General features: G+C 56.0%; 29 protein-coding genes. 10 read left to right on the top strand and 19 right to left on the bottom strand.

Features of this window, described 5'->3' with window-relative positions:
- Positions 1-375 precede the first annotated feature (375 nt).
- The 5 genes from AC3WJN_RS17860 to cysK form a co-directional block, all read right to left on the bottom strand.
- The gene (locus AC3WJN_RS17860; RefSeq protein WP_005836051.1) at positions 376-717 is read right to left on the bottom strand and encodes a hypothetical protein; all 342 of its coding nucleotides are present in this window, start codon (positions 715-717) and stop codon (positions 376-378) included.
- Positions 718-861: 144 nt separating this feature from the next.
- Entirely contained in the window at positions 862-1,755 is an 894-nt protein-coding gene (locus AC3WJN_RS17855) for a YybI family spore inner coat protein (protein WP_005836049.1), read from the bottom strand.
- Between the two features lie 409 nt (positions 1,756-2,164).
- Positions 2,165-2,500 carry a YuzD family protein gene (locus tag AC3WJN_RS17850; protein WP_005836047.1) on the bottom strand — a complete coding sequence of 112 codons (336 nt, stop codon included), beginning with the start codon at positions 2,498-2,500 and terminating at the stop codon, positions 2,165-2,167.
- Between the two features lie 49 nt (positions 2,501-2,549).
- Positions 2,550-3,683, bottom strand: coding sequence for a bifunctional cystathionine gamma-lyase/homocysteine desulfhydrase (locus AC3WJN_RS17845; RefSeq protein ID WP_005836046.1), 1,134 nt, complete (start codon positions 3,681-3,683; stop codon positions 2,550-2,552).
- Position 3,684: 1 nt separating this feature from the next.
- On the bottom strand, positions 3,685-4,608 hold the full coding sequence (cysK, locus tag AC3WJN_RS17840) for a cysteine synthase A (RefSeq protein WP_005836044.1): 924 nt from the start codon (positions 4,606-4,608) through the stop codon (positions 3,685-3,687).
- A gap of 191 nt (positions 4,609-4,799) precedes the next feature.
- On the opposite strand from cysK, the gene AC3WJN_RS17835 reads away from it, so the two are divergent.
- A complete protein-coding gene (locus AC3WJN_RS17835) occupies positions 4,800-5,021 on the top strand; it encodes a NifU family protein (protein ID WP_005836042.1) in 222 nt (73 codons plus the stop codon).
- Between the two features lie 52 nt (positions 5,022-5,073).
- Here AC3WJN_RS17835 and AC3WJN_RS17830 read toward each other — a convergent pair whose 3' ends face one another.
- The 3 genes from AC3WJN_RS17830 to AC3WJN_RS17820 are packed head-to-tail and all read right to left on the bottom strand — an operon-like array spanning position 5,074 to position 8,022.
- Positions 5,074-6,024: an alpha/beta hydrolase gene (locus tag AC3WJN_RS17830; RefSeq protein ID WP_026558116.1), complete on the bottom strand. Its 951-nt coding sequence runs from the start codon at positions 6,022-6,024 to the stop codon at positions 5,074-5,076.
- Positions 6,021-6,980 carry a 2-hydroxyacid dehydrogenase gene (locus AC3WJN_RS17825; RefSeq protein ID WP_429779514.1) on the bottom strand — a complete coding sequence of 320 codons (960 nt, stop codon included), beginning with the start codon at positions 6,978-6,980 and terminating at the stop codon, positions 6,021-6,023. The genes AC3WJN_RS17830 and AC3WJN_RS17825 overlap by 4 nt, the downstream gene beginning before the upstream one ends.
- Positions 6,937-8,022, bottom strand: coding sequence for a protein kinase family protein (locus tag AC3WJN_RS17820; RefSeq protein WP_290426483.1), 1,086 nt, complete (start codon positions 8,020-8,022; stop codon positions 6,937-6,939). The genes AC3WJN_RS17825 and AC3WJN_RS17820 overlap by 44 nt, the downstream gene beginning before the upstream one ends.
- Positions 8,023-8,145: 123 nt before the next feature.
- Between AC3WJN_RS17820 and AC3WJN_RS17815 the strand changes: the two genes are divergently transcribed.
- Entirely contained in the window at positions 8,146-8,667 is a 522-nt protein-coding gene (locus tag AC3WJN_RS17815) for a phosphatidylglycerophosphatase A family protein (RefSeq protein WP_025843829.1), read from the top strand.
- Here the strand turns inward: AC3WJN_RS17815 and AC3WJN_RS17810 are convergent.
- The 5 genes from AC3WJN_RS17810 to AC3WJN_RS17790 all read right to left on the bottom strand — a co-directional run bounded on the left by AC3WJN_RS17810 (position 8,650) and on the right by AC3WJN_RS17790 (position 11,543).
- Positions 8,650-9,429 (bottom strand): TIGR01457 family HAD-type hydrolase, encoded by a 780-nt coding sequence (locus tag AC3WJN_RS17810; RefSeq protein WP_007777856.1) that lies wholly within the window; start codon positions 9,427-9,429, stop codon positions 8,650-8,652. The two genes, AC3WJN_RS17815 and AC3WJN_RS17810, sit on opposite strands and share 18 nt — an antisense overlap.
- Before the next feature lie 58 nt (positions 9,430-9,487).
- On the bottom strand, positions 9,488-9,631 hold the full coding sequence (locus tag AC3WJN_RS17805) for a hypothetical protein (protein ID WP_157179492.1): 144 nt from the start codon (positions 9,629-9,631) through the stop codon (positions 9,488-9,490).
- Between the two features lie 35 nt (positions 9,632-9,666).
- Positions 9,667-10,335, bottom strand: coding sequence for a hypothetical protein (locus tag AC3WJN_RS17800; protein ID WP_007777853.1), 669 nt, complete (start codon positions 10,333-10,335; stop codon positions 9,667-9,669).
- Between the two features lie 52 nt (positions 10,336-10,387).
- Positions 10,388-11,014, bottom strand: coding sequence for a helix-turn-helix transcriptional regulator (locus AC3WJN_RS17795; protein ID WP_005836603.1), 627 nt, complete (start codon positions 11,012-11,014; stop codon positions 10,388-10,390).
- A gap of 94 nt (positions 11,015-11,108) precedes the next feature.
- Positions 11,109-11,543: a DUF86 domain-containing protein gene (locus tag AC3WJN_RS17790; RefSeq protein ID WP_005836602.1), complete on the bottom strand. Its 435-nt coding sequence runs from the start codon at positions 11,541-11,543 to the stop codon at positions 11,109-11,111.
- A 240-nt stretch (positions 11,544-11,783) separates the two neighbouring features.
- Here AC3WJN_RS17790 and glpX point away from each other — a divergent pair, with 240 nt between their 5' ends.
- From glpX to AC3WJN_RS17775, 3 genes are all read left to right on the top strand, one after another.
- A complete protein-coding gene (gene glpX / locus AC3WJN_RS17785; RefSeq protein WP_005836600.1) occupies positions 11,784-12,758 on the top strand; it encodes a class II fructose-bisphosphatase in 975 nt (324 codons plus the stop codon).
- 12 nt (positions 12,759-12,770) lie between these two features.
- Positions 12,771-13,040: a DUF3055 domain-containing protein gene (locus tag AC3WJN_RS17780; RefSeq protein ID WP_005836598.1), complete on the top strand. Its 270-nt coding sequence runs from the start codon at positions 12,771-12,773 to the stop codon at positions 13,038-13,040.
- 155 nt (positions 13,041-13,195) lie between these two features.
- Complete coding sequence (locus AC3WJN_RS17775) at positions 13,196-13,450, top strand: hypothetical protein (RefSeq protein WP_007777841.1); 255 nt, start codon at positions 13,196-13,198, stop codon at positions 13,448-13,450.
- Between the two features lie 872 nt (positions 13,451-14,322).
- On the opposite strand, the gene AC3WJN_RS17770 is transcribed toward AC3WJN_RS17775, so the two are convergent.
- The gene (locus AC3WJN_RS17770; RefSeq protein ID WP_007777835.1) at positions 14,323-14,961 is read right to left on the bottom strand and encodes a YutD family protein; all 639 of its coding nucleotides are present in this window, start codon (positions 14,959-14,961) and stop codon (positions 14,323-14,325) included.
- A gap of 125 nt (positions 14,962-15,086) precedes the next feature.
- Here AC3WJN_RS17770 and AC3WJN_RS17765 point away from each other — a divergent pair, with 125 nt between their 5' ends.
- A complete protein-coding gene (locus AC3WJN_RS17765) occupies positions 15,087-15,983 on the top strand; it encodes a YhcN/YlaJ family sporulation lipoprotein (protein WP_005829443.1) in 897 nt (298 codons plus the stop codon).
- Positions 15,984-16,063: 80 nt separating this feature from the next.
- Here the strand turns inward: AC3WJN_RS17765 and lipA are convergent, their stop codons facing one another.
- From lipA to AC3WJN_RS17750, 3 genes are all read right to left on the bottom strand, one after another.
- Positions 16,064-16,972, bottom strand: coding sequence for a lipoyl synthase (gene lipA, locus AC3WJN_RS17760; RefSeq protein ID WP_005829441.1), 909 nt, complete (start codon positions 16,970-16,972; stop codon positions 16,064-16,066).
- A 99-nt stretch (positions 16,973-17,071) separates the two neighbouring features.
- Entirely contained in the window at positions 17,072-19,276 is a 2,205-nt protein-coding gene (locus AC3WJN_RS17755) for an ATP-binding protein (protein ID WP_007777827.1), read from the bottom strand.
- Positions 19,273-20,397, bottom strand: a complete 1,125-nt coding sequence (locus AC3WJN_RS17750) for a metallophosphoesterase family protein (protein WP_007777825.1) — start codon at positions 20,395-20,397, stop codon at positions 19,273-19,275. Before AC3WJN_RS17750 ends, AC3WJN_RS17755 begins: the two co-directional genes overlap by 4 nt.
- Positions 20,398-20,529: 132 nt before the next feature.
- Here AC3WJN_RS17750 and larC point away from each other — a divergent pair, with 132 nt between their 5' ends.
- Positions 20,530-21,291: a nickel pincer cofactor biosynthesis protein LarC gene (larC, locus tag AC3WJN_RS17745; protein ID WP_005829434.1), complete on the top strand. Its 762-nt coding sequence runs from the start codon at positions 20,530-20,532 to the stop codon at positions 21,289-21,291.
- 53 nt (positions 21,292-21,344) lie between these two features.
- Here the strand turns inward: larC and AC3WJN_RS17740 are convergent, their stop codons facing one another.
- Both AC3WJN_RS17740 and larC2 read right to left on the bottom strand, forming a co-directional pair.
- Positions 21,345-21,896 carry a DJ-1/PfpI family protein gene (locus tag AC3WJN_RS17740; RefSeq protein WP_005829432.1) on the bottom strand — a complete coding sequence of 184 codons (552 nt, stop codon included), beginning with the start codon at positions 21,894-21,896 and terminating at the stop codon, positions 21,345-21,347.
- 45 nt (positions 21,897-21,941) lie between these two features.
- Positions 21,942-22,985 carry a nickel pincer cofactor biosynthesis protein LarC2 gene (gene larC2, locus AC3WJN_RS17735; RefSeq protein WP_007777821.1) on the bottom strand — a complete coding sequence of 348 codons (1,044 nt, stop codon included), beginning with the start codon at positions 22,983-22,985 and terminating at the stop codon, positions 21,942-21,944.
- 164 nt (positions 22,986-23,149) lie between these two features.
- Between larC2 and AC3WJN_RS17730 the strand changes: the two genes are divergently transcribed.
- The 3 genes from AC3WJN_RS17730 (at position 23,150) to AC3WJN_RS17720 (ending at position 26,448) form a co-directional block, all read left to right on the top strand.
- The gene (locus AC3WJN_RS17730) at positions 23,150-24,157 is read left to right on the top strand and encodes a M23 family metallopeptidase (RefSeq protein ID WP_005829427.1); all 1,008 of its coding nucleotides are present in this window, start codon (positions 23,150-23,152) and stop codon (positions 24,155-24,157) included.
- A gap of 108 nt (positions 24,158-24,265) precedes the next feature.
- Entirely contained in the window at positions 24,266-24,916 is a 651-nt protein-coding gene (locus tag AC3WJN_RS17725; protein ID WP_005829425.1) for a TetR/AcrR family transcriptional regulator, read from the top strand.
- 2 nt (positions 24,917-24,918) lie between these two features.
- On the top strand, positions 24,919-26,448 hold the full coding sequence (locus AC3WJN_RS17720) for an aldehyde dehydrogenase family protein (RefSeq protein WP_005829423.1): 1,530 nt from the start codon (positions 24,919-24,921) through the stop codon (positions 26,446-26,448).
- The last annotated feature ends 12 nt before the right edge of the window (positions 26,449-26,460 follow it).

The following is a 26,460-nucleotide window of genomic DNA, read 5'->3' as shown; positions in this document are numbered from 1 at the left end:
GGAAGACCTATACCCGGTTATTCGTTGTCAAAAGACGGACAACCTGTCAGTGACGAACAAATCAAAGAATGGCTATCATTTTCCTCCTCTCCGCAATCGGTCCTATATAGATTGGAGGATTCTTGCTGTTCCGTTTGTTGCTTTGCTGTTCTACCATCCAATGTATATATAAAAAGGAATTAAAACCCATCACCACAGATATCGGATTGTTTCCATTCTTTAACAATGGACAAAAAGTCACGAACCACGATTACATTTATAGGATTTTAGAACTATAAAACTTTCTACAGCCCGAAATGCAATGCGAGCAAAAAAACAGACCGCCAGCACTTTGTCTGACGGTCCTCCTGTCTGTATTCAATTGACTTTTCTTCCTCACCTCTTCTGCACCCGCAAAACCGGCACCTTCTTCTGCTCATACGTCCCCTCCAATATCCCCTCATGGATGACGTTCAGCTTGAGCAGGCTGGCGATTTTCCCGGTGTCGGCCCGGGACATGAGGCGCCAGAGGGTCGGGTCGGGCAAGGAGTTGTAGAGGCGGTCGTCGCTGTATTCCCGGCGTTCCTGGTAGCTGATCGACAGCTTGAAGTCGCCTTCCTCGGCGCTGCCGGCTTCCGCGTAGGTGTCGATCAGCTTGCTTCGCAGCGCGCCAAGTTCATCCTCTACCTGTTTTTGGATTTCTTTCAGTTCGTAAAAGCGGGCGATTAGCTGTTCCATCTGCTCGTCCTCCTTGGTTTGGGCTGTTCCAATGAAGGATATGAGCGTGCAGCGGACAGTAGAACAAGACAGCCTACACAAAAAAATCCTCTCTTCCTTCTGGAAAAGGGGACGCTTCTTTGATCTTGCTGCAAACAAACAAGCTTACTTCTCGATCGTCGTGTTGATCGCTTCGCCTGGGTGTTTTACCAGGAAGGTGGAGTATTCCACTTCCCACGGGTTCCATTTGCCTGCGCCCTGGTAGCCCCAGACGGAGTTGATGCGGGAAACGGTATCCGTGTTGTTCATGCCCACGATTCGTTGTTGTCCTGCGAGTTCATAGGTTCCGTTTCCGTCCATGTCGATTGGCGTCAGCGAGCCAAACGGATACGAATATACGGTTACGTCCTCGCCGTCTGCCTGCACTTTTCCGGCTTTGTCGTACAGCTTGGCCGCCATGTAAACATCCTGGTTGGCACTTACGTCAATGCTCAACGGCTTGTCCAACTGAGCGCCTTTTCCCTCCACCTTGAAGCCATTCACGAACTTGCCTTCGTAGCGGATGCCTTCGTTTTCCTTTTCGCCAAAAATGACGGTTGGCTTGTTGTTTGCAAACGTTGCGATCACGTGATGGTAGATGCCGCCGCTGCCGCCCGTCGCTGTTTTCACGAACGCATCGGCTACGTGATCTCCGGTGAAGTCTACGAGCGTCAGCTCGCCTTCGTAGCCGCCCAGCTCCTTGATGTCTGTTGCGCTGTAAGTTTTCGATTTGCCGTCTTGCACGACGATGTTCATGTTGGACGCGTAAATGTCGTCGGCTTTCTCTTTTTGTCCGACCAGAAAGACTGTATCTTCTAGCTTATCTCCGTTTACATCAGCGGACTTCACGTCGATGACATAGGTGTTTTTGTCGAGCTTCAATTCGTCTGCTGCTGCGAAAAGTTTGCCTTTTTCAGAGGCGGCATGCGCTGCCTTCGTACCTGCCAGATTCAGTCCTGCTACGCCTACCACTCCTGCCAATACGAGAAAGGCGGCTGGTTTCATCCATTTTTTGTTCATTGTTTTTTCCTCCCTGGTTGTTCTTGACTACATAGACAACTATAGGACGAAGCCGCTTTTTTTTCGTTACAAATGGTTTACGAATCAAATACAAAGAGGTAAAAACTCTCTATTCCGGGCGGGCTAACCAGTGGCGGCGAGCAGCCGACGGGCACACGGCGAGCAGCCAGCAGCCGGCCTTCTTCGTGCAGCGGGGCATTGCCTGCCGTAAGATGCACAAGGTGCTAACGGTAGATTTCCTCGCCAACAGTTCTTGAGGGGTTGACAGTTGCTTATAGGGCTGGCAGCCAAGCAAAAAAACATCCTTCCCCACCCGTCGAAAAGCCCCCAACTAATCAGCGACGCAAAAAACCGACCAGATATCACCATCTGATCGGTTCCTTAATCGGAGCAAGCCTTGGGCGGTGGCCTATTCGCTTTCAGTCTGCGCAGCCAGCGGAGTGACACCCATACTTTCCAGCTTTTCGTAAATGTCTTTGAGCTTAGGATTTCCCTCGCCGACAATTTCCCCGGAAATTACGACAAGCGGATACCATAAATCTTCCTCAATGATGCGTGTCGCCCAGCTTTTGTCATCGTCTGTCTGCGGGTGTTGAAAGTCGCTGTACACGATGCGGATGCTGCCGCTGCCGTATTTGCGGGACAGAGCAGCCTGCAGCCATTCTGCCGTTTCTTTGGCTGATGGCAAATTGACGCAGCTTGCGCAGAGCTGTTCGGTTCCAAACACCTTGATTTCCACACTCATCTCATCCGCCTCCTCTCGGGTCCGTCGCTGTGCGAGATGTGTTGCGGGATTAAGACAGCGCCTGGTCGAGATCCTCGATCAAGTCTTGTACGTCTTCGATCCCTACAGAAATGCGCACCAAACCGTCCGTAATGCCCAACTCGGCGCGGCGCTCTGCCGGGATGGAGGCGTGTGTCATGCGGGCAGGCACGCTGATGAGGCTTTCGACAGCTCCCAGCGATTCAGCCAGCGTGTAATACTTCACTTTTGCCAAAACTTCATCGGCGCGTTCAGCGCTGCCGACGTCAAACGAGATCATGCCGCCGAAGCCGCGCGCTTGTTTTTGAATCAGCTCATGCCCGGAGTGGCTGGACAAGCCCGGATAAATGACCCGTTTGATGTCGCTGCGCTCGGACAGCCATTTTGCCAATGTGCGCGCATTGTGCTCGTGCTCTTCCATGCGAATGCCAAGCGTTTTCATGCCGCGCAGAAGCAGCCAGGAATCTTGCGGGCCGAGGACGCCGCCGATCGCGTTTTGCACGAAATGCAGGTCTTCTCCGATCTGTGCATCTTTGGCGACAACCAGACCTGCGACGACGTCACTGTGGCCGCCCAAATACTTCGTTGCGCTGTGGAACACGATGTCTGCGCCCAGATCGAGCGGATTTTGCCAGTATGGCGTCATGAACGTGTTGTCGACGACGAGCAGTACGCCTTTTGCCTTGGCGATGTCCGCCAGCGCGCGAATGTCGCTTACTTTCAGCAACGGGTTGGTCGGCGTCTCCATGATGATCGCTTTTGTTTCCGGGCGAATGGCTGCCTCTACCGCTTCCAGATTGCTGGTGTCGACGTAGCTTGCTTCCAGGCCCATGCGGGAAAAGACGCGGGTCACTACGCGATATGTACCGCCGTACACATCGTCGCCGACTACGAGATGATCGCCCTTGCTGAACAGGGAAAGAATCGTGGACAATGCCGCCATGCCGGAGCCAAAAGCAAAGCCGCGGGCGCCGCCTTCGATTTCTGCAATGTACGTCTCCAGCGCGTGGCGCGTCGGGTTGCCGGTACGGGAATATTCAAAGCCTTTGTGAACGCCGATTGCTTCCTGCTTGTACGTGCTCACCTGGTAAATCGGAACGGAAACCGCTCCTGTATGTGGATCTCCATCAATTCCGCCGTGGATCAGCCGGGTTTTGATGCGCATCTTAAATTCCTCCCTGGTAAATTTTTTTGCTCAGATAGCGTTCGCTGCCATCCGCGAACAAGGTGACGATGTTCGTGCCCGGAGCTGCTTCCTTCGCTTCGCGCAGAGCCGCTGCCATCGCTGCACCGGCAGAGCTGCCGACGAGCAAGCCTTCTTTGGCGGCGAGCTGCTTGACCAGATCGAATGCTTCCACATCGAGAATGGTGTGAATCGCGTTGAAGTAGCTGGTGTCCATGAACGGCGGCAAAAACTCCATGCCGATGCCTTCCGTTTTGTGCGGACCAGACTCTCCCCCGTTCAGGATCGAACCCTCCGGCTCCACAATCACGGTCTTAATGTTCGGATTTTGCTCCTTCAAATAGCGGGCTACGCCCATGAATGTACCGCCGGACCCGGCACCTGCGACAAACACATCCACTTGGCCGTCCATTTGGCTCCAGATTTCCGGGCCTGTCGTCTTGTAGTGGGCGTCGGGGTTCGCCGGATTTGCGAATTGCTGCGGCACGAACGAGCCTGGAATCGACGCGGCCAGCTCCTGTGCCTTGGCGATTGCTCCTTTAATGCCCAGCTCGGTCGGGGTATTCACAACCTCGGCTCCAAGCGCGCGCATCAGCTCCTGCTTTTCCTCGGAAAACTTGGCCGGGACGCAAAAAATGACTTTATAGCCGGTTCCTACAGCGGCGAGTGCCACACCAATTCCTGTATTCCCTGCTGTCGGTTCGATAATGGTGCCCCCTGGCTTCAGTTGGCCATTTTCTTCAGCGGCGCGGATCAATTCCATGCCCAGTCTGTCCTTCACACTGCCGCCTGGATTAAAATATTCCAGCTTGGCAAACAAGCGTACTCCCTCGGGAAGCTCAAACTGTGTAATTTCGACGATTGGCGTATTGCCAATCAGTTCCTTCACATTGCGAAATACGTTCACGAAAATCTGACTCCTTATGTTGAAGTACTTGCTTTTTCATTATAACATGCTGCTATTGCAAAAAGTCCATGCGGTTCACATTGATTATACTTCTGGCGTGAAAGTGCTAACAGGGCATGTAAGCCATGGATTTATCGCCAGCGTACGATTATAATAAAGGAGAGTTGGAAAGGAGTGAATGTAACATGGATATGATGGATCAAGTACAAGAAGTTCTCGATAAACTGCGCCCTTACCTGCAACGTGACGGCGGTGACGTACAACTTGTTGACGTAGAAGATGGCATCGTGAAGCTGCGCCTGATGGGTGCATGCGGCAGTTGCCCTTCCTCCACCATCACCCTGAAAGCAGGGATCGAACGCGCACTGGTGGAAGAAATCCCAGGCATCAAAGAAGTGCAACAAGTATTTTAATCCAGGCGCACAGCCATGAAAGCAGCTACCGTCTTCGGCGTAGCTGCTTTTTTTATTTTCGCAGGGCGAATGCTCCCGCGCTCTTGCCTGCTTTTCTCATCCCTTTTTCCAAAAAGGCAATGACCCGCTCCGCATACTCATCCGGAAGCAAAGCGAAGCTGCGCACGTGCCCGGCGTGCGGAACGAGCCAAATTTGCGAGTCCTCATCCTGTGCCAACGCGTGCAGCCGCTTGCTGTTTTCCGCGGGCACAGTCGAGTCTTTGGTCCCATGAATGAACATGATCGGCTTTTTCGCGCGGCTTACGATTTCATACGGCTTGACATGGCGCGGATTCGCGCGGAGCAATACCGGGCTCAAGGTCAAAATCAGCCAGCTAAAAGGAAAGCGCGGCAGGCCCGTCCATTGCGGCAAATTTTCCTCCAAATATTCCCTGAGCGAATAAAACGGAGAGTCTGCCACAACAGCCGCAATTCTTGGGTCTGCCCCGCCGACGAGAAGCGACGTCGCTGCCCCCATGGAAAAGCCGATGAGGCCGATCGTCTGTCCCGGCTTTTTCGCTTCGGCAAAATCTATGGCGCCGAGCAAATCCTGCTGTTCGCGCAACCCGATCGTGGTCAACGATGGGCTGGACTGGCCGCTGTTGCGGAAGTCGAACATGAACACATCATAGCCGGCATGCACCAGCTTTGCGGCGAGCGCCAGCGCGGGCAGATGCGGCTCCTGCCTGTTCTGGCTGTAGCCGTGGGCAAAAATCACTGTCCGGCCATTTGGCGTTCGCCCATTTTGGGTAGCGGACAGATACCAGCCCGCCAGTGAAATCCCCGGCTCTCTGCTTGGGAATACCACCGCCTCCGCTCCCTCGATCCCGAAGTCTTGCGGGTCCATGTCGATCGGCTTGCGCACGGGATGAGTCAGACGCCAGGTGACATGCAAGGCTATAGCGGAAGCCGCTACGACTGCCAAAAGCAACAGCCCCGCCGCCAGGATCAACACAGTGCTCATAGCGCGGTCAACGGCTCCTTCCCGCTCAGCACAGCGACGATGTTGGCTGCCGCCAGCCGTGCCATCTCATCTCGCGTCTGGATCGTGGCGCTGCCGATATGCGGGAGTGCGACTACATTTGGCAGGGACAAAAGCGGATGGTCGAGCGGAACCGGCTCCTGTCTAAATACGTCCAGCCCCGCCGCCCATATTTGTCCGGAAACCAAAGCCTCGTACAAGGCGGCTTCGTCGACGGTGCCACCCCGGGACACATTCACGAAGACAGCCGACTTTTTCATCAGGGCAAATTCTCTTTCCCCCATCAAATGCCGCGTCTCTTCTGTCAGCGGCGTCAGCAGCACGACGTAGTCCGACTCCTGGAGCAGCTCATCCAGCCCGGCCAGCCGCGCTCCCGTTTTTGCCTCCGCCTCTTCCTTGCGATTGCGGTTGTGATACAAAATGCGCATGTTGAAGCCTGCTGCTCGCCGGGCAACCGCCTCGCCGATCCGTCCCATGCCGATAATGCCCAAGGTCGTTCCGTACACGCTTTGCCCGGCCATCAGGTACGGGCTCCACGAGGTCCATTCTCCGGCGAGCAAAAAACGGTTCGCTTCCGTCAATCTGCGGCCAGTCGCCAAGAGCAGCGCAAACGCCAAATCCGCCGTCGCCTCTGTCAACACGTCAGGCGTGTTGGTCACCGTGACCCCTCGTCTTTTGCAGGCGGCCACGTCGATATTGTCATAACCTACAGCCATATTCGCAACGATGCGCAGCTTCTTCGCACGGCGCAAAAGCTCCTCATCCACCCGTTCTGTCAGCATGGTCAGCACCGCGTCCGCTTGCTCGATCTCTTCCAAAAGCTTCGCGCGCGGCACTGGAGTATCTCCCTCCCACACGCTGACATGGGCTACTGTCTCCAGCATGGCTATGACTTCATTGGTCAGTTTCCTCGTGACGAATACTTGTGGCTTGCTCATTGTTTTGCCTCCACAGCCAATCAATTTGTGGAATGGACACGCCGTAATGCTCTTCGACCAGACGGGGATAGTGCCGGAGTCCTTCTTCCATTTTCGCCAGCTCGTCTTCCAGTTGGGATTGCCACGCTTCCACGTTCACTTCCTGCTTCTCCTCCAGCGGAAGCTCCTTGTAGGCTTCCACAAGCTTTAAAAAGCGGCCCGGATAGAGCATGAGCGCGTAGATCACGGCGTACTCCCCGGAAAGCAGCGGCGCAACGCTGTTGTAGCCGTCGAAAAAGTTGATCGCGGCTTCGTCATTCCAGCCGTTGCGTCTCGTTTCGGCTTTCAGCCATTGCCCCAGATCGCGAGCCCGCATGTCGAGAACCCAGTTCCATTCCCCCGCCATCAGGCGTACATCCTTCTCATTCCATAGCATATACCCTTGGTCAAAATTTTGGTAGGCTACTTTTCCAAGCCCGGCCGTTTCCTTCACGACTTTGTCGTAGCCCGCTTCCTGCAAGTACTGGACCGAGATTTCCCCGAGCTGATGCACGTACGTATAGCAGGTCAAAAGCAGCTCATCCATCGGCGTCAGCTCGACGTCCGATTCGTCCAATTCATCCCGGTACTCGTTGTAATGCCGTAGCTTTCTGCGCCACGTGCTCGGCCAGTTCCCCAGCGAGCTGTACGGAATAAACAGTTTGTCTCCGGAAAAATTTTTCGTAGCCTGATGAAATTGCGCCAGCGACTGGCCGCTTGCATAGGGCGCATTGTCCGGAACGGCCTCGCGCACTCCGCGATACAAATAGTAAAGCTGGTCGTCCTCGACAAAATGGGACTGTCCGCCAGTGGTCTTGACCAGCTTCAGCATGCGGATGTCTTGCTGCTGGCTCAAATGCTTGCGCACGCGCTCGACGAACTTGCTTTTGTACCGATAGCCGGCAGGCGCTTCGAACATGTAATACAGGCCCTGGTCGGTTTCGAGCACCTTGCTGGCGCCCGTCACGCGGTAGTTTTGCAACTGGAAGCCATATCGCTCCTGCAGCAGCTCTTTTTCCTCCATACGGGTCCATCCTCCTTGCACACCTTCTCTTGGCGCATTGTATGTCGCAAAACCGGGATAGGTGCCTATCTGGATGCAGATACTAGAAGAACTCATGATCGCCGGAAAAGGAGGAAAACCTAGATGATCGAGCATCCGCTCAACAGCGAGAGCTGCCTGGAGGTGGTCATCGGGCTTTTGGGAAAACGCGGCGTTTCCCTCGATGACATCGCCGAGATTGTGTTTTTCTTGCAAACGAAATACGTCCCCGACCTGACGATGGAGCTGTGCCTGGACAGCGTGAAGGCCGTGCTGAAAAAGCGCGAGGTGCAAAATGCGCTTCTGACTGGCATCCAGTTGGACATGCTCGCGGAGCAAAAACAACTGCTGCCGCCGCTTCAAAAAATTATCGAAACGGACGAGCCGCTTTACGGCGTGGATGAGGTAATGGCGCTTGCCATCGTCAATCTGTACGGCAGTATCGGCTTTACCAACTTCGGCTACGTCGACAAGCTCAAACACGGCAAGCTGGCCCAGCTCAACGACAAACGCTTCGGCGTCCACACGTTTTTGGACGACCTCGTCGGAGCGATTGCCGCTGCTGCTTCCAGCCGGATTGCCCATCGCCAGAAGCAGCAGGAAGAGTGCCTAGAGCGAGATGCGTAGCTGCCACTCCGGCAAGTCTTTGGCGATATGCGTCGGCTGCACCGCGTGGCGGGCAGCTTCTTCCCGCGTCGAATAGCCTGTCAGGACGAGCAGGCTGTCCAGGCCGCTGTTTGCTCCAGCTTCAATGTCGGTGAACAGGTTGTCGCCGACGATCAACGTCTCGGATGCCTCTGTGCCGAGGACGGAAAGCGCGTAGCGCACGATGATCGGCTCCGGCTTGCCGATGACGATCGGCTTCGTAGCGGATGCGACCGACACGGCGGCAACGAGCGAGCCGTTTCCTGGAAACAGTCCGTTGTCTGTCGGCAGCGCGGCATCTGCATTGGTCGCGATAAAAGTAGCGCCTGCGCGGATGGCGCGGGTAGCGATCGTCAGCTTTTCGTACGTGAAGGCACGGTCGATTCCAACGATGACGTAGGCAGGATCGTCTGCTGTCAGCCTGAAGCCTGCCGCTTCCAGTTGTGACAGCAAGCCTTCCTCGCCAATCGCATACACGCTTGCCCCTGCGGGCGCCTTTTCTTGCAAATATTCAACAGTCGCCATGCTGGTCGTATATACATCCTGTGCGGTTGCCTCAACTCCCATCCCGCTCAGTCGCGCTGCCACGCGCTCGGCCGATGCGGACGAATTGTTGGTCAAAAACAGGTACGGAATGCGGTTCGCTTTCAAGTAGCGGACAAATTCGGCAGCGCCGGGAATCGGCTCATTGCCTCGGTAAATGGTTCCATCCAGATCAATCAGGTAGCCTTTGTACGGTTTCATGTTGCTTCTCCTCCATCCAGTCTGATCTATCTCTGTTGCCAAAACTTCTGGCCTTCCTTTACGATACCCGCTTTTGCGCCATTTGACGAGCCGCCCGTCTGCTTTTGCCCGCCAAAAAAGGCAGGAAAACGGGCTCTGCCGCTTCCTGCCTTCGTCTCGCTACCTGGCTTTTTTCCACTGCTCTACGATCTTCTCGGTCCATGCTTTTACCTGTTCGCAAGACAGCACTTCGACCAGTTATGCTTGCGGGGTCAGCGCATTGTGAACCGGAACGCAAAAAGACAAATCCCATGAGCGCGTAAACAGATGAAAGTTGTTTTGCACCATCGACAGCCGCAGCCTGATCCCCGTCGATGTCTCCGGGTGCAGGGCCACGACCTCCAGATCGTCTTCGCTGCCCAGCACGATGTTCACAAAATGCAGATTGTCGATCTGTTCCTCCAGCTCCTCGATCAGTCGAAGCAGTTGCTGATTTTGTCTCAGCTCGATTCTCGCCTGCTTGTCGCGGCAAATCATCGTCATCGTCGCCAAAACCACAAAGTCCGACGTCACCTGTGCCTTGACCGTATCCGGCGCTGTCTGGAACCGCTCGGCAAGCGACAGCTCGTCGTCCTGTTGAAAATACGCTTCCAGCAAAATCAGGTGGCGCTCCAGTTGCCGGACGACCGCCCCGACGATCCCGGCCGGGTCGCCTCCCTTTTCAACCAACGTCCCGGCGATAATGCAGGCCAGTCCTTTTTTATACGTATCCGCTTCCCCGTCCAAAAAATCCGCAATCGAACCCAGCAAGCCGTCAATCTGCTTCGGATGCGCCTTGGCGTGCAGAAACAGCTCGCGAATGGACGAATCCTGGAATGCGCTCGCATCTGCCTTTACTTCTTCTTGCCGCTGCACATCTTGTTGCAAAAAAGCCACCCTGCACCGAATCGTACAAAAGTGGCGATCATTGACACTGTTTTTACGCTTTTTTGATTTCAAACACGCACTTGTCTCCGCCTTTTGCCATGCAGGACGTTTGCTCCACGTCGGCTTTCAGCACCCGGCGAAACAGCGACAGCTCACAGGTGCAGGCCTGATTGAATTCGCGCGCGACCTGGGCGATTGGACAGTTGAACTCCTGGATGCGATACGTGTTTCCATCCGTATCCGCTTCCCACTCGACCATGTAGCCTTTTTCGTTTTGCAGTTCGGCAAGCTTGGCCACGCGGTCCCGCAAGTCTCCTTGCATATGGGCGCGATACGTTTCCTCCAGGCGATTTTCGCGGCGGCGGAACAGCATTTCGACTTTTCCCGGCCCGTCAATCTCCTTTAAGTCTTGCAAAAAGTCGAGCGTTAAATGAGAATAATTGCGCGGAAACAGCTCATCTGCTTCCTGCGACAAGGAATATACGTTGGTTGGTCGTCCCATCGCTTGCCTCACAAGCGTAGACTTAATCAGATTGTCTCTCTCCAGGGTGTTCAGATGGCGTCTTACCGCCATTTCTGTAATGCCAAGATCGACGGCCATGTCGCTGACAGAGAGTGAGCCTTTTACCTTGAGCATGTGCAGGATTTGGTCACGAGTGGACGTCCCCTCGTTTGTCATACGTATCACCGTCCTTTCTACTTATTGTAGCGGATCGGCACGCTTTAGTAAACAAACGAAAGTGTTTTGTATAAAAAATCCGCTTCTCCATTTTCTAGAACAATTCTTTCTGCAAAAACGCACGCACATGCGGGTCAAACTGCCGCATCGCTGCCACGGCTTCGTTCACCAGCGCGAACATTTCCTCCGCCGGAACGCTCGTATAGTCAATGACCAGATGCTTGCGGAAATCGACAACGCGGGTCAGAATCGCCGCCTGCTCATCGGTAACGACTTGCTCGTCGCGCAAAATTTCTACAATATCACTGTAGCTGCCAGGATCGCGCATGATAAAGCCGTCGATCAGCGCATTTCCGACATCGACAATTCCTTCGATGGACAAGTGCAGGGCTCGCTCCATCGCTGCAACAGCCACTTCGTCCGACAAAACCGCTTCGGCTCCCCGTTCCCTGAGCTTGTCCAGCAGATCAAGCATGCGAGACATATAGGCCAATACTTGGTCAATTCGCTTTGTATTCACGTCGTACATGAGATTCTCCTTATTTTCGCTTTTTTGCTTTTCGTTTTGCATAATAGGTAGTAAACACAAACGTCAGCACCAGGACGAGAAGGACCAATTCCCCTTCCTGCAAATAGGAATTGCTCACGGCTTTCACCTCTTTTCCTCCAACAGTATACCAAATTTGTCCCGGCTGTCACGAATCAGCTTGTACTTTATGTTACAATGATGGGGTGAATTTTTTGCCGGCATAAAGGGAGGAACACAACTGTGGAACGCGAACTGGCATTGGAAATCGTGCGGGTGACAGAAATGGCTGCCCTCGCCTCGTCACACTGGATGGGACGAGGAAAGAAAAATGAAGCGGACGGAGCAGCGACCAGCGCCATGCGCGCCATGTTTGACACGATCAACATGAGAGGGACGGTCGTCATTGGCGAAGGCGAGCTGGACGAAGCCCCGATGCTGTACATTGGCGAAAAGCTCGGCCACCCGGATGCGGTCGGCCCGGAGGTAGACGTCGCCGTAGACCCGCTGGAGGGAACGACGATCGTCGCCAAGGGACACAACAATGCCATGTCGGTGATCGCTGTCGGTGACCGCGGAACCTTGCTGCATGCCCCCGACATGTACATGATGAAAATGGCGGTTGGCAAGCGGGCTGCGGGAAAAATCAACCTTTTCGATCCCGTGGATAAAATGATAGAAGTAGTAGCCAAAGCGAACAACAAACGCGTTCAGGATGTGACCGTCATCATCCAGGAGCGGGAGCGGCACCAGGACATCATCGACACCGTCCGGGAAAAAGGCGCGCGCGTCAAGCTGTTCGGCGACGGCGATGTCGGCGCAGCGATTGCCGCCTGTCTGCCGCATACAGGGATTGACCTGTTTCTCGGAATCGGCGGCGCACCGGAAGGCGTCATCAGCGCGGCGGCGATCAAATGTCTCGGCGGCGACATGCAGGCGATGCTCAAGCCGCAAAACGACAGCGAGCGGGAGCGCTGCATCAAGATGGGGCTTGCCAATCCGGAGCAGTTGCTGACGTTGCACGATATGGTAAAAGGAGACGACGCCATCTTCGCGGCAACAGGGGTATCGGACGGCGAGCTGCTGCAGGGAGTCCGCTACTTGGGCGACGACATGGTGGAGACGCACTCCATCGTCATGCGCGCCCAGACGAAAACGATCCGTTTTGTCCGCGCTTTGCACAATATCGAGCACAAACCAAATCTGGCATGGAAGTAGAGGAGCGTATTTATGGCGAATGACTTGTTTTATTTGTACGACGAATCGGAGGACACCAAAACGCGATTTGTCAGCTTCACAGGCGAAGCGACCCGCTTCGACCTGGCTATCACGACGACCAACCGTTTTTACGGCAAAAAGCTCGTCATTAACATCCAAAACGGCCGTTCTGCCATTATCGGGCACGACGATCTGGAGGAAGAAGGCTATCTCGAATTTGCCTTTAACTTGAACGAGCAGGAAGCGGAAGAGCTGAAAACCTTTTTGGAAACTGTGATTTAACATCCGTCTTCTGCATGTCCCAAGCCCATCTCGAAACGAGCCTTTCGGGATGGGCTGTTTTGTGCCCAAATCCATGAGGACAACTCTCCACACAGGCGGATGTCTCGTATAATGCTACTGCACGTACAGACAAACGAGAGGAGTGCAGTCGCACCATGCAATCTTATCAAGCTGACGATCAACAACTTCAGGCTCACCAGGCGGAAGACCAATACCAGACGATTCCGGAAGATCAGGCGCACCCCGTCTTCTTTCGCAGAAGAAGAAACGACAGCGGGTTCCCTCTCATCATCCCGCTCCCTTATAGCTTCTATCCGCCCTATTACTATCCGTACCCGTATCCATACTCGTATCCGTACTATCCATATCCGTACCAGCCCTATCCGTTTTTCGGCGGATACGGGTTCTAACGCTAAGAGCTGAGATGGTATAAAAAGGGGTTGTTCCAAAGGGGAAAATCCACTCATTTCTCAAAATCAGCAGCATGATCGACCAAGGTTTTTGAAATGGAAAAGGGGCATCTCCAAAGCCGAAAAATCGACTTGGAGACGGCCCCTTTGGCTGGTAAGTACGGGAAAATACCCCTTTACTCTCTTGTGTCCTGCGTTGATGGAACGTCATTTTTATATGAAATAACCCCTAAGGTTATCACTCCCTTTTTCTTGCAGAAAAGCACATTTATAACTATACATCGACATTCAGAAAGTTGGCGGTTGAAAAAATTTGAATAGTAAAAAAAATCATCCTCTTTTGAGGATGATTTTTCTCCATGTTTATCCGCGTTTACCCGCCAACACCGTGTTCATATTGGATAACGGTTCCTTTTGGGATTGGTGCTTGTCCACTCGTAACGCTACTATACAGTCCCAAAACTAAAACGATTGCTAGCAAAATCGACTTCTTCATTTCGTATCCCCTCCATGATTTGCTTGTATTCCGTTTTTTGTTGATCTGTTGCGTGTGGTCGGAAAGCTTCGAATAGTGTCACACAACGAATGAAATCGCTGTCATTCTTCATGATAGTGGCTAAAACCAGACAACGTAAAATATCATGGTCTTACATTCCCCCATATTTCCTCCCCCCTTCTTCGCACGAATATACAAATTTTACTACATTTTACAAAAACGAGCATATGCGTGTAAATATTTTACATAAAACGACTGGCGTTTTGCAAGATTTGTTCAGTCTACGAATCAAAAAAACAAAGCCGCTTTCCTCAAATGAAAAAGAAGCCGGAGAAAAACGCGTTGTTTTTCCCAGCTTCTTTTTTGTTTGTCTTCCTTATGTGTCACGCCTCGGCGTGCTTTGGCCTTGTCCGGTTGGAACTTTGTCGCGCTCGCGATTGGGACGCGACTGGTTCGGGCGCTTCTCCCGCGAGGACGAGTCCTTGCCGTTTTTCTCCGGCTTATCCTTGTGAAACTTCGGCTTGTCCGAGCGCTCATTGCGGCCTCCGGACCGCTCGTTGGCGCCTCCGTTGTTTCGTTCCTGGCGCTCCTGCCTGTTTTGGCGCGGATGAAAACGGCGCCGCTCCTTGCGCTCGACAATCAGCGGAGAATTGTCGCCACGGGATGCGTTCTGGCGGATATCGAGAATGTTATCCTGATTCTCGTCCTGGCCGTCCTGTTCCGGGCCGTTGTTGCCGACCGCCGCTTTTACTTTGCGCAAGACAAAGTACGGGCAACCAAAGTTGCAAAACTCGTGCAGGTACTCATCCAAAGCGGCGATCCGCTGCTCGAACGGTACTTTGCGGTTGGAATCTGTATAAAATCCCCGCAAACGAAGCTGTCCATAGCCCCAGTCTCCGACGATGTAATCGTATTTGTCGAGGATATCGCTGTAACGCTCCCTGAATGCTTCCGGATTCCAGCCGTCGCGATTTTCTTCCATGACTTCATAAGTACCGGCTTGCGTGCGAATCAAGTCCGCTTCCTCCTTACACTTGTGTACTTTCGTCCATCTTATCACATTTCAAACAGCAAGAGATAAAATTCCCACGAAAACTGCGCAAGCCCCCTGGACATTCTATCGTGTAGGGGGTGTTACCATTGAAAAAGACATGGTTGTATCCTGCGATTGCAGGCATTGCTCTCTTGGCTTCCGCATGTGCGAACAACGCTGCGCCGAACTACACGCATCCAAACCAGACCGCTCCTCACGTCACAAACGTTGACGAGCTGCATGTCCGCAACTACGACGGCGTGCGCTCCGCAAACTTTGACGGACTGCACGTCCGCAACGGTGTCGGTCTGAACAACACGCCGGGCGTCGATAACGGCCTGTACCCGAATGGGACGTATCCACGGGCGAACGTCAACAACTACAACGCCTACACCAGTGGCATGCGACCTTACAACGCCTTTACCGACCATAACGACGGAGTGTTGGGCACGCCGAATGGAATGAACCATTCCATTTATCAAAAGCGGGCCTGGAATCGCGCAGGAGCCGGCATCATGCAAACCGGCATGCCGAAAATGGGCTACGTCCAGACAAACCGGGCAGGCATGAAGACCGCTGGCGCCCAAAACGTCTACGTAGACCGCGACGCTCTGGCGCAAGCAGTCGGCAACGTCACCACGAGCTGCCCTGGCGTTCAGCGTTCTACTGTCCTGGTGACGGATGAAGAAATTTTCGTCGGTCTGAACACCCAGGGAGTAGACCCGCGCACAGCCAAAAACCAGGCGAAAATGAATGCGCAGTCGATCTCGCCACGCTATTACAAGGTGTATGTGACGGACAACCCGAATGACATTCAGGAAATTGTCCGTGTCGCCAGCCGTTCCAGCAATGTGCATACAGCGCGTACCGAGGATGCTGCGAGCATCGATACGCTCATCAAGCGCATGGGCGGCGTAACAGACGGCGAGCAAGCAAAAAGCATGAACACTCAAAAGAACGCGAATGCGACTCAAAAAGCGAAAATGGGTACAACCAGTCGCTAAGGCGAATCTCCCCTGTATAGAGAAGAACCCCCTTTTGCAGCGATTCCTTTTCGCATGCAATGAGGGGGTTTTTCTTCTTATTACTGACCTTGCGCCTGTGGCAAGGCCTCCTTGGCAATCGTTTCCTTCGCGGCATTCGCCTGTTCGTGTGCGTGGTACGAGCTGCGCACGAGCGGCCCTGCCTCCACGTGGCTGAAACCGCGCTTCATGCCTTCTTCCTTCAGGCGGGCAAATTCGTCCGGATGGTAGTAGTGCTCGACCTTCAGATGCTTTTTCGTCGGCTGCAGGTACTGGCCGATCGTCATGATGTTGACATCCACGGAACGCAAATCGTCCATGGTTTCGATCACTTCTTCAAGCGTCTCCCCGACTCCGATCATCAGGCTGGACTTCGTCGGAATGTTCGGCTGGAATTCCTTCGCCTTTTTCAGCAGCTCCAGCGTCCGGTCGTACTTGGCGCGTGCCCGCACGCGGTCAGACAGGCGGCGGACTGCCTCAATATTGTGGTTCAGCACGTCCGGCTTCGCGTCCATCACAAGCTTGAGCGCATCCCAATTCCCTTGGAAGTCCGGAATCAGCACTTCCACAGAGGCAAACGGCAGACGGCGGCGAATCGCCCGAATCGTCTCCGCAAAAATTTGCGCGCCTCCGTCTTTCAGATCATCACGGGCAACGGATGTGACGACGACGTGCCGCAAACGCATTTGCTCGGCAGCTTCTGCCACGCGTTCCGGCTCGGCCACATCAAGCTCTGTCGGCAATCCGGTTTTTACGGCACAAAACCGACAGGCACGGGTACATATATCACCCAAAATCATGAACGTAGCTGTACCGCTGGCCCAGCACTCATGAATGTTGGGACATTTTGCTTCTTCGCAAACGGTATGTAGTGTCTTGCTGCGCATGGTTTGCTTCAGCTCTTTGAAGCTGGCGAGTTCTGGTCCTGAAACAAGGTTGATCTTGAGCCACTCCGGCTTGCGTTGCGTCATAGGGCCCACTCCTCATGTATCTTGGTACGAGACATAATCAAACTCCATTATAGAGGTTGGAATTACAAGGGGCAACCTCTTTCACAAGTCAGGTAACAATTACCCGAGCTGATGCGCCTTGTGCCAATCCGATCCGCGCAAGAGCGGCGCAAGCAAGCGCTGCTCCCGTTCGTGGCAAGTAAACAGAAAGACCTGATGCTGCTCCGCCAGCTTGGCGATGTACGCCAGCGTCCGCTGCAGGCGCTCGTCATCGTAGTGGACAAAATGGTCGTCCAGAAACAGCGGCAACGGCTCTGTCCGTTTGCTTATGTGCTGCAGCAGGGCGAGCCGCTGCGCCAGGTAGAGCTGATCGGCCGTTCCCGTGGAGCATTGCTCGTGGCTGACGATCAGGTTGCGCGTCGGCTCCAGCAGCCGCACCGCGAAGCCCTCTGTCGGGTCGAGCCGCACGTCGCGGTAGGCTCCCCCCGTAATTTGCGCCATCACCTCGGAAGCCATCCGGTTCACATCCGGGGAAACGTCGCGCTTCCATTCGCCTTGCGCCTCCTGCAACGCATCCCGCGCAAGCTGGAGGGCGTCCCGGCGCTGCAACAACCGACGCAGTGCAATAGCAGCCTCTTCGTATTCGTCTCTGGCTCTCGCTACGGACACGCCTTCATGGGCGGCCATCTCTCCATAGGCGCGGGCGATTTTTTCCCGCAGCTCTTGCAGCTCGTCCTCCATCCGGGACAACTGCGCCAGACAGTCGCTCTCTGCTTCCTCGCGCTGCCGCTTTTCCTGCCGCAAAATCGCTCGCACCGCCTCGCCCCAGTCGGCTTGCAGCATTTCCTCCCGCTTTGCTTTGGCCAGATCGCTCTCCAGCCGGACGGCCCGCTGCTCCTGCGCGCTTCTTTGTAGCTCTTCCCTTTTTGCCAGAAAAGTATCCCAATCCCGAACATCCCAGCGCTCCAAAAGGGACGCCCATTCAGCGTCGATGGCGGCGATCTCCTGCTGCAGCCGCTCGCTTTCTTGCAACTGCTCGCTGGCGGCAACAGGCGCAACAGCATGTCCGCTCCCTTTTGCCCGCAGCACGAAAATCCCGAGTGCGAGCAACAGCAAGCTCAAGCCGAGCGAACTGCCGCCAAGGACGGGATGCCCCGTCGCCAGGCCGACGGCGCCGAGGATAGCAAATAGCCCAGCGCCGCCCCACAGGCGTACGGCTCCCTTTTTGCGCTTGGCCCGATTCCCTTGCCGCTGCGTCCGCGCCTGGCTGCGCGTCCCGGTGGACAGGGCAAGCACAGCCAGCTCGGCCAGCCGCATATGCCGCTGCTCCCGCGCTTTGCGCAGCGAAGTGCCGCGCTCGTAATCCGCTTCCAGTTCGCCCAGCGCTTGACTCGCCGCTGTTCCCTGCGCACCGTCTGGCGTCTGCTCGTCCCATGCCATGATCGAGCTGCGCGCTTTTTCGTGCAGTTGCCGCTCCTCTTCGCTCGCAGCCCGCGCAAGCCACCATTGCCAATCTTGCGCGTCGATGGGCGAATAGCTTCGCTGCCAGCTTTCTTGCCAAAGCTGATCCTGCTCCTGCCACTTCTGCATACGTTCCCGCAGCCGGATGCGCCGCTGTTCGAGTCTTTCGCGCTCCTCCTCCCAGAGCTGGATCGATTGCGTCAGTTGCCGGATCAGGCGCCATGCCGCTTCGGCGTGAGCCAGCTCCTGCTCCTTGCTCGCTGCGCGCGACGCCGCTTTGCCCAACAGCGTGTTTTCCGCCCGCTCCTTTTTGCCGATGCTTACAAGCTCCCGGTCCAGCTCCGCCAAAACGGCGTGGACGTGCGGGCTTGCCTCCTGTGCATCTGCAAAAGCAGGCATGAGATGCTCGGCAGCTTCCAGCGGCTCCCGTCTGATCCAGGTCAAATCCGTAAACAGGCTGCGGGTAAGCCCCAGATGCTTTTCCAGAAAGTTCCGCTCCTTGCGCCGATCCTCCATGTACACGTCTGTCAGCTCCGTCCACTCCGGGTCGAGAAACAGGCGTGCCTGCTCCCTTTCTTTCGCCAGCGTCCGGTGCAAGCGGTACTTCTTGCCCCCGAGCTGATAGGTGACGATCGTCTCGTAGTCCCCCTGGTGCCAGGGGCGGTATTTTTCATAGGCAGGCAAATAGCGCGCCGTTTTGACGTAATCGCGCTTCATCCCGTACAGGGCGGCGAAAATGGCATGCAACAGCGTCGACTTCCCCGCTTCGTTGGGAGCGTAAAACAGGTTCAGTCCGGGAGCGAAGCGAAAGTCAGCCCCTTGCCATTTTCCAAACCCCGTAAGCGATATTTCCTCGATCCTCAACGGATGCTCCCCCCAATCCGCGCGAGCGCCTCCTGCCTCGCCAGCCGGGCAATTTCGCGCTCTTCGTCGTTTCTGGCGCTCGCCTCGGCCTCCGCCAGCTTGGCAAGCCATTTGCCCCATACGCCGCCTTCTGCCACCAGCTTGTCTGCGTCGATGTCAGGCCACGTCTCGTCTGTGATCGCCAGTGAAAAAAATCGCGAAAAGCGCTGCTCCAAGACGGAAATCGCCGGCACAAAATGAGCGGCCCGCTCTCCGGTCAAGGTCACGTACACAATATCCGTGCTGGCGATTTCCGCAAGCTGCGCGTTCATCACCTCGACGAGCTGCTCGGTCGTTTCCGCCCCGGCGGCGTGAATCGTCACTTTGCGAACCTGGCGCTGGCAGACCGGAAGCGCCTGCAGCGTCAACCTCCCGGCGTCATCCAGCTCGCCGTACAGCACAGAGCGCTCTCCCGCTTCCTTGCTCGTCAGCCCTTCCGGCGAGCCGGGATAGGCGGCGAGCGGCTGCCTTGTTTGCGGGTGCACAAATTGCTCCGGCTTGTGAATATGGCCGAGCGCCACGTAATCCATTCCGGTTTCGACCAGCTCCTGCAACGTAACCGGAGCGTACGGCTGGTGCTCGTCCCCTGCCCTGTTCAGGACGCTGGCATGAAGCACCATCAGGTGGTGCCGATAGCCGTCCAGCTTGCCTGGAAAAGAGGCGAGCGGCGACTCGTAGACATGCGGCTGCCCAAATCCCCAGCCGTAGACGACGCATGACTTTTCCGGAAACTCAAAAGCGCCCCACTCCGGCGTAAACCAGTACACGTTGCCCGGCCACTCCAACGTCTGGTAAAACGAATCCGGCCGCCACGGATCGTGGTTTCCCGGCGCGATGCAGACCGGGATCGGGGCGATGCTCGCAAACAGGTCGCGCAAAAACATGGCCGTGGAGCGCCTGCCCCCGTGATATTCCAGCAAATCTCCGGCAATCAGCCAAAAGTCGGCCTGCTTTTCTGCAACCAGATCGCGAATCGTTTGCAGGGTGCGGCGAAAATCGTCCTGCCGAAGCTCGTAAAGATCCGCCAGCATATGTAAAGGCGCGTCCAGATGGACGTCCGCCGTATGAATGAATGACAACACGAACCGATCAACTCCTCGCATGACAAACCGAATCGGCAAATGGTACACTTTGGACAACGAATCAGTAAACAGACGAACATACTTTCCCTATATGATACAGAGGAAATGACTGGTTGAAAAGGAGTGTTTCTCGTGCGCATTGCGTATTTGGACTGCTTTTCGGGAATAAGCGGCGACATGCTTTTGGCCGCGCTCGTCGACGCCGGGGCTGATCGCGACCGGATCGAGCAGGAGTTGCGGAAGCTTCCCGTAGGAGATTTCCGTCTGGAGTGGAAAAAGGTCGTCAAAGCAGGCGTCTCCGCGCTGAAGCTGGACGTCGTGGACGAGAGCCAGGCTCCTGCCCTTCCGCTCAAGCCGTTGAAGGTGCTCGGCAACGATCACGAGCACCGCAGCCACAAAGACATCGTGGACATGATTCAGGCAGCCGGGCTGGCCCCGCGCGTAACGCGCCGCTCGCTGGCTATTTTTGAAAAAATCGCGATCGCCGAAGCGAAAATTCACAACGTCCCAGTCGATACTGTCCATTTTCACGAGGTAGGGGCGCTCGACTCGATCGTCGACGTCGTAGGCATCGCGCTCGGACTGGAGGAGCTGGACATCGGGCAATTGCATTGCGGGCCGATCCCGACAGGCAACGGCTACGTGCGCTGCGCCCACGGTCTTTATCCGGTTCCGGCCCCCGCTACCATGGAGCTTTTGGTCGGCATACCGCTGCGCGAGACGCGGATCGACAAGGAGCTGACCACTCCGACCGGAGCGGGTGTTGCCGCCGCGCTGGTCGAGCAGTTCGGCCCGCTGCCGTCCATGACCGTCGAGGCTATCGGCTACGGCGCAGGAACCCGCGACTTGCCCGACCAGCCGAATGTGCTGCGGCTCTTGGTCGGACGCCGCTAAACGTAAAAAAACTTCCGTCGACATTCGACGGAAGTTTTTGGTTTGTCTATCCGTTAGCGCAGCAGGCGGAGAAACTCGCGCATGAAGCCGGGCAAATCCGGCCATGCATGACCAGACACGAGATTGCCGTCTACGTGGAGCGTTTCTTTTTCGTAAATCGCGCCCATCGCCTCTACGTCCGGTCTGCACGCCTGGTAGGCGGTCAGCTTGCGGCCGGCGAGATGCTCGGACACGATCGCAAGCACTTGCGAGCCGTGGCAAATCGCCGCAACTGGTTTGTTCGCCTCAAAAAAATGGGCGACGATCGGCTTTAGGCTTTCGTTCAGCCGGATGTACTCAGGCGCTCGCCCGCCGGGAATAATCAAGGCGTCGAAAGCTTCCGGATTGATGTCGGAGAACGCGGCGTGCGCAGGCAACTGATAAGCAGGCTTTTCTGTGTACGTCTCGCTGTGTGCTTCAAAGTCATGGCAAACGGTGTGCAGCGTCTTCACGCTGGGCGCGGCAATCACGGCTTCGTAGCCTTCCTCCAGCAAACGGTAATACGGATAGAACACCTCCAGTGCTTCTACGGCATCCCCTGTCACGATCAACACTTTTTTGCTCATCACACGAGCCTCCTCCATACATGTTTGGTTGGATACTCCACGTTTTCAATTCTTTGGAGGCACGTCTCGCTCCTGCCTGTCTGTCCATTTTTTAACAGAACTTTTACGGGTCGCCAATTCCAGCGCTTCCTGATGCACCTGCTTCAACGAAACGCCATTGGCTCGGGCAACCGCCGCGCAGCTCTCGTACTCCGGCGCGACCTGCACCCGCTGACCCCGATGGTAGCCGAGCTTGACCGCGACTTCGCCCCAGCTCGTCTCTACACGGACATGGCGTCGCGCCAGGCGATGGCAGGCCACAGGGAAGTAGCGGATGCCAAACGTCGTCGTTTCCTCGAACAACAGCGTTTTCATCGCGTCCAACTGGCTTGCATAGCACATGACCTGCACCATGGTCCCCGGCCTGCTTTTTTTCATCGTGACTGGCAAAAAATGAACGTCGTTGGCCCCTGCCTTGAAGCATTGCTCCATGAGGTAGGCGAGCCACTCCGGACTGGCGTCGTCCACATTCGCTTGCAGCAGCAGCATGCCTTCGTCGATATGCTCATCGGCATGCTGCCTGCGCTCGCGAAAAACGGGGATCGCGTCCTCGCCCTCACTCCTGCCGTCTGATGCAAGCAAAAGCACCGCTGTGCCGTCTTCGTCATGCTCCACCTGTAGCAGCTCGCCTTCCAGCGTCCGCAGCGGCTTTGCGCCCATCACTTGCAGCCAGAGCATGGCGACTGCCGAAAAGTCTCGCGCTGCGTCCAATCCATCCGTCTCCCGCACGACAAGCCCGGATGCGAGCGACAAAACTTGCGGCGACAGGCCGAATGGCACCGCAAGCGGCTGCACATACAGCTCTCCCCCGCACGAGCCGGCGCCATGGTCTGCCATCAGCTCGCGCAAGGCAGCCGTCTCCCACTGCCAGCGCTCCTCCTCCATATACGGGCGATACGGTTCCGCCATGTCCAAAATGCGCCCGGCGTCCACCGCGTCACCTGCCGAACACGCAGACGATCCCGCACACTGTCTGCCTGCAATGCGCTGCAGCGGCTTCACGAGCGACTCCAGGAAGAGCGGGCCATTTGCCCGAATGACCAGCTTCATTTTTTCTCCCTCCGTTTTTGAAAAAGCATTTCTTCCTTGCATCATACACCAGAAGCTTGCGCTGCGCGGAGAAGTTCAGCGGCCGCTTCCAAAAAGTCTCGCGGATAATCCGCAGAGACTGGCAGAAACTACAACGGAAACTACCCGGGCTGGAGGGAGTCGGCATGCGAGTTTTCCGCCTCATCATTCAGATCAGCTTATGCGTGGCAGCAGTCATTTCGCCGCTGGAATCTGCCTTCGCCAAAGGCTCCTCTGCCAACCAGGCAGACCCTCTCCTGCGGGAACGGCTGCAGCTTTTTTGGCGCATGGAGTCTTTGTACGGCATTCCCTGGAACTATTTGGCGGCTATCGATCAGTACGAGCGCACGATGAAAATACGCAAAAAGCAAACGGACAACCAGGCATCGTCCTCGCGTCTGACTGCCGTTGATATCCCGAGTGATCGCTGGACGGGCAGCATGAACCCCGACCAGGAGGACACGAATCCGGTGTCGATCCAGTTTTTCGGCGGGATGGGCATGGACGGCGACGGGGATGGACTCGCCGACCGCAACAACGATCTCGACGCACTCACTTCTCTCATTCATTACCTGGCGCAGTACGGCTTTTCTGCGGATGACTGGCAAATCGGCGTCTGGTCTTACTACCAGCGGGATCGCTCGGTGAAAACGATCCGGCAGTTCGCGCAGGTGTACGAAAAATACCAGCACCTACAGTTGGACGAGCGTCATTTTCCCATCCCGGCGAGGTACGATTACAGCTACCGCAGCACCTGGGGAGACGCGCGCGGCTGGGGAGGGCGGCGGATTCACGAAGGCACCGACATTTTCGCCCGACACGGGACGCCCGTGCTCTCCACAGCTTACGGAGTGATCGAGGTCATCGGCTGGAACCGCTATGGCGGCTGGCGGATCGGCATGCGCGACATGGGCAATGTGTATCATTACTTCGCCCACCTGTCGTCGTTCAAAAAGGGACTGAAGCCCGGCGACATCGTGGAGCCGGGGCAAGTGATCGGATACGTCGGCAGCTCCGGCTACGGCAAGCCTGGCACCGCCGGAAAATTCCCGCCCCACCTGCACTACGGCATGTATCGGGAGACTGGGGGAGCTGACTGGGCTTTCGACCCTTACCCGTATCTAAAGCGCTGGGAACGACAAAGGAAGCGGTAGCACAGCCGCTTCTTTTTTGTGTGCCCATTCGGGCGTTGACAGGAGCAAGACGGACGCATTACAATCAAATCAAAATTTGGACGATCGTCCAAAAACGAGGTGCACAGCATGACTCCCCCTTCGAAAAGCCAGGCGAAAGCCGAAGCGAAGCGGGCCTTTTTGATCGAGCAGGCGACGATCTGCCTCGCGGAAAAAGGCTATGCCCACGTCTCCTTGCGCGATATCGCCAAGGAATCCGGCGTCTCGCTCGGCATTCTGCACTATTATTTTGCCAGCAAGGAAGAATTGCTGCTCGAAGTGATCGCCAGCTACAAGGAACGCTTCATCGCCGAGCTGGAGCGCGAAGTGGTTGCCGCTCCCCTGGACAACTTTTTCCCGGCTCTCGCTGCCGTTCTCGGCCGCAGCCTGCTGGAAGACCGCAAGCTGCATCGGCTCTGGTACGATTTGCAGGCGCAGGCGTTGTACACCCCTGTCTTTTTGGAGCAGGTGCACCACACGCGAAACCGGCTGCACGACCTGATTGCCCGCATGCTCAAGCGGCTGCAGACGGAGCGTGGAGCCGCGCTTGCCGTGGACGTGAGCGCGGCAAGCTCGATCCTCTATTCCGTGATCGACGGCATGATCTTGCAATGCTTGCTGGACGAATCCCGGACGGCCGCAGAAGCGATCAGCCGCTTTCAGCTTGCTCTCCACCATGTTCTCGAGTCGCTTTTTTCTTCTGGTTCACCTGCCACCCATCCTGTCGAACGAGGTGATTGATAATGTCCGTACTCCCTCTGCGCAATCCGGCCACTGGCGAGACATTCGGCTCCGTGACTGAAGCCAGTCCCGCCCAGGTAGACGCGGCAGTCGCCAAAGCCCGGCTCGCCTTTGAAGCGTGGTCCTCTACCTCCCTGTCCGAACGGCTGCGCTACTTGACGCGCCTGCGCCACTATCTCGTCGAGCACGGCGAAGAACTGGCGGAAAAAATCAGCCAGGCCACCGGAAAAGTGACCATCGAAGCGTACATGACCGAAATTTTTGTCACTGCCGATACGATCCGCTTTTACGAGAAGCACGCGCCGCAAATGCTGGCTGCCCAGCCCGTGCCGACCCCGCTCGTGCTCTGGCCGAAAAAATCGTACATTCACTACAAGCCGATGGGGGTAATCGCGGTCATTTCGCCGTGGAACTATCCGTTTCAACTGGCGATCATCCCGATGCTGTCCGCGCTTGTCGCGGGAAATACGGTCATTCTCAAACCGTCCGAAGTCACCCCTTCTACTGGCCTGCTCATCGAAGAGCTGTTTGCCGTTGCCGGGCTGCCGGAAGGAGTCGTCACCGTCCTGCACGGGGGACGCGAGGTCGGCAGTCGGCTGGTGGCGGCCCGCCCGGACAAAATCTTTTTTACAGGCTCGGCCGCCACAGGCAAAAAAATTATGGCCGCAGCAGCGGAGCATCTGATTCCGGTCTCGCTGGAGCTGGGCGGAAAAGACCCGATGATCGTCTTCGAAGACGCGAATCTGGAGAGGGCGGCAAACGGAGCGATCTGGGGCGCTTTTACGAACTCCGGCCAGGTGTGCATGTCCGTTGAGCGGCTGTACGTGCACGAGCGTGTGTACCCCGAGTTTTTGCGGTTGGTCACGGAAAAAACGAAAGCGCTGCGCCAACGGTTTCCCGCTCAGGCGGAAGTCGGCTCGATGACTTCGCGTGAGCAGCTCGGCATCGTCCGGGCGCATATCGAGGAAGCGCTCGCCGCCGGAGCCAAAGCCGTCACAGGCGGGCTGCCGCAAACCGACAGCATGTTCATCCCCCCGACCATCCTGACAGACGTCACGCCGGACATGAAGATCATGCGGGAAGAAACATTCGGCCCTGTCCTGCCGATCATGACGTTTTCCGACGAGGCAGAAGCCATCCGCCTGGCAAACGAGTCGCCCTACGGCCTGAATGCGTCTGTCTGGTCGTCTGACAAACAAAGAGCGCAGCGCGTAGCAGAAAAGCTGTTGAGCGGCAACGTGTGCATTAACGACGTCATCATCAGCTACGCCAATCCGCACCTCCCGTTCGGCGGGGTCAAAGAGAGCGGCATCGGCCGCTACCGCGGGCCAGCCGGGCTGCAAGCGTTCACGCACAGCATCTCGGTCATTCACGACCCCGGCTCGAAAAAACGCGAGTTCAACTGGTACCCGTACACGGAAGACCAGCAGTTGATGTTCAGCGGCTTGACCCGTTTTCTGTACGGAAAGCGGCCAAAATGGGACCGCCCGACGCTGAAAGCGATCTGGCGGGAGCTGAAACGGTTGCGATAACGCGAGCGGCCA

The sequence above is a fragment of the Brevibacillus sp. FW306-2-1A-C05A genome, from assembly GCF_058781555.1.
This window is presented reverse-complemented; position numbering and strand designations above follow the sequence as displayed.

What these genes read in the sequence shown, in the direction of transcription:
- AC3WJN_RS17860 (WP_005836051.1), bottom strand. Translation starts at nt 717, where the DNA reads ATGGAACAGCTAATCGCCCGCTTTTACGAACTGAAAGAAATCCAAAAA.
- AC3WJN_RS17855 (WP_005836049.1), bottom strand. Translation starts at nt 1,755, where the DNA reads ATGAACAAAAAATGGATGAAACCAGCCGCCTTTCTCGTATTGGCAGGA.
- AC3WJN_RS17850 (WP_005836047.1), bottom strand. Translation starts at nt 2,500, where the DNA reads ATGAGTGTGGAAATCAAGGTGTTTGGAACCGAACAGCTCTGCGCAAGC.
- AC3WJN_RS17845 (WP_005836046.1), bottom strand. Translation starts at nt 3,683, where the DNA reads ATGCGCATCAAAACCCGGCTGATCCACGGCGGAATTGATGGAGATCCA.
- AC3WJN_RS17835 (WP_005836042.1), top strand. Translation starts at nt 4,800, where the DNA reads ATGATGGATCAAGTACAAGAAGTTCTCGATAAACTGCGCCCTTACCTG.
- AC3WJN_RS17830 (WP_026558116.1), bottom strand. Translation starts at nt 6,024, where the DNA reads ATGAGCACTGTGTTGATCCTGGCGGCGGGGCTGTTGCTTTTGGCAGTC.
- AC3WJN_RS17825 (WP_429779514.1), bottom strand. Translation starts at nt 6,980, where the DNA reads ATGAGCAAGCCACAAGTATTCGTCACGAGGAAACTGACCAATGAAGTC.
- AC3WJN_RS17820 (WP_290426483.1), bottom strand. Translation starts at nt 8,022, where the DNA reads ATGGAGGAAAAAGAGCTGCTGCAGGAGCGATATGGCTTCCAGTTGCAA.
- AC3WJN_RS17815 (WP_025843829.1), top strand. Translation starts at nt 8,146, where the DNA reads ATGATCGAGCATCCGCTCAACAGCGAGAGCTGCCTGGAGGTGGTCATC.
- AC3WJN_RS17810 (WP_007777856.1), bottom strand. Translation starts at nt 9,429, where the DNA reads ATGAAACCGTACAAAGGCTACCTGATTGATCTGGATGGAACCATTTAC.
- AC3WJN_RS17805 (WP_157179492.1), bottom strand. Translation starts at nt 9,631, where the DNA reads ATGGACCGAGAAGATCGTAGAGCAGTGGAAAAAAGCCAGGTAGCGAGA.
- AC3WJN_RS17795 (WP_005836603.1), bottom strand. Translation starts at nt 11,014, where the DNA reads ATGACAAACGAGGGGACGTCCACTCGTGACCAAATCCTGCACATGCTC.
- AC3WJN_RS17790 (WP_005836602.1), bottom strand. Translation starts at nt 11,543, where the DNA reads ATGTACGACGTGAATACAAAGCGAATTGACCAAGTATTGGCCTATATG.
- AC3WJN_RS17780 (WP_005836598.1), top strand. Translation starts at nt 12,771, where the DNA reads ATGGCGAATGACTTGTTTTATTTGTACGACGAATCGGAGGACACCAAA.
- AC3WJN_RS17775 (WP_007777841.1), top strand. Translation starts at nt 13,196, where the DNA reads ATGCAATCTTATCAAGCTGACGATCAACAACTTCAGGCTCACCAGGCG.
- lipA (WP_005829441.1), bottom strand. Translation starts at nt 16,972, where the DNA reads ATGACGCAACGCAAGCCGGAGTGGCTCAAGATCAACCTTGTTTCAGGA.
- AC3WJN_RS17740 (WP_005829432.1), bottom strand. Translation starts at nt 21,896, where the DNA reads ATGAGCAAAAAAGTGTTGATCGTGACAGGGGATGCCGTAGAAGCACTG.
- larC2 (WP_007777821.1), bottom strand. Translation starts at nt 22,985, where the DNA reads ATGAAGCTGGTCATTCGGGCAAATGGCCCGCTCTTCCTGGAGTCGCTC.
- AC3WJN_RS17730 (WP_005829427.1), top strand. Translation starts at nt 23,150, where the DNA reads ATGCGAGTTTTCCGCCTCATCATTCAGATCAGCTTATGCGTGGCAGCA.
- AC3WJN_RS17725 (WP_005829425.1), top strand. Translation starts at nt 24,266, where the DNA reads ATGACTCCCCCTTCGAAAAGCCAGGCGAAAGCCGAAGCGAAGCGGGCC.
- AC3WJN_RS17720 (WP_005829423.1), top strand. Translation starts at nt 24,919, where the DNA reads ATGTCCGTACTCCCTCTGCGCAATCCGGCCACTGGCGAGACATTCGGC.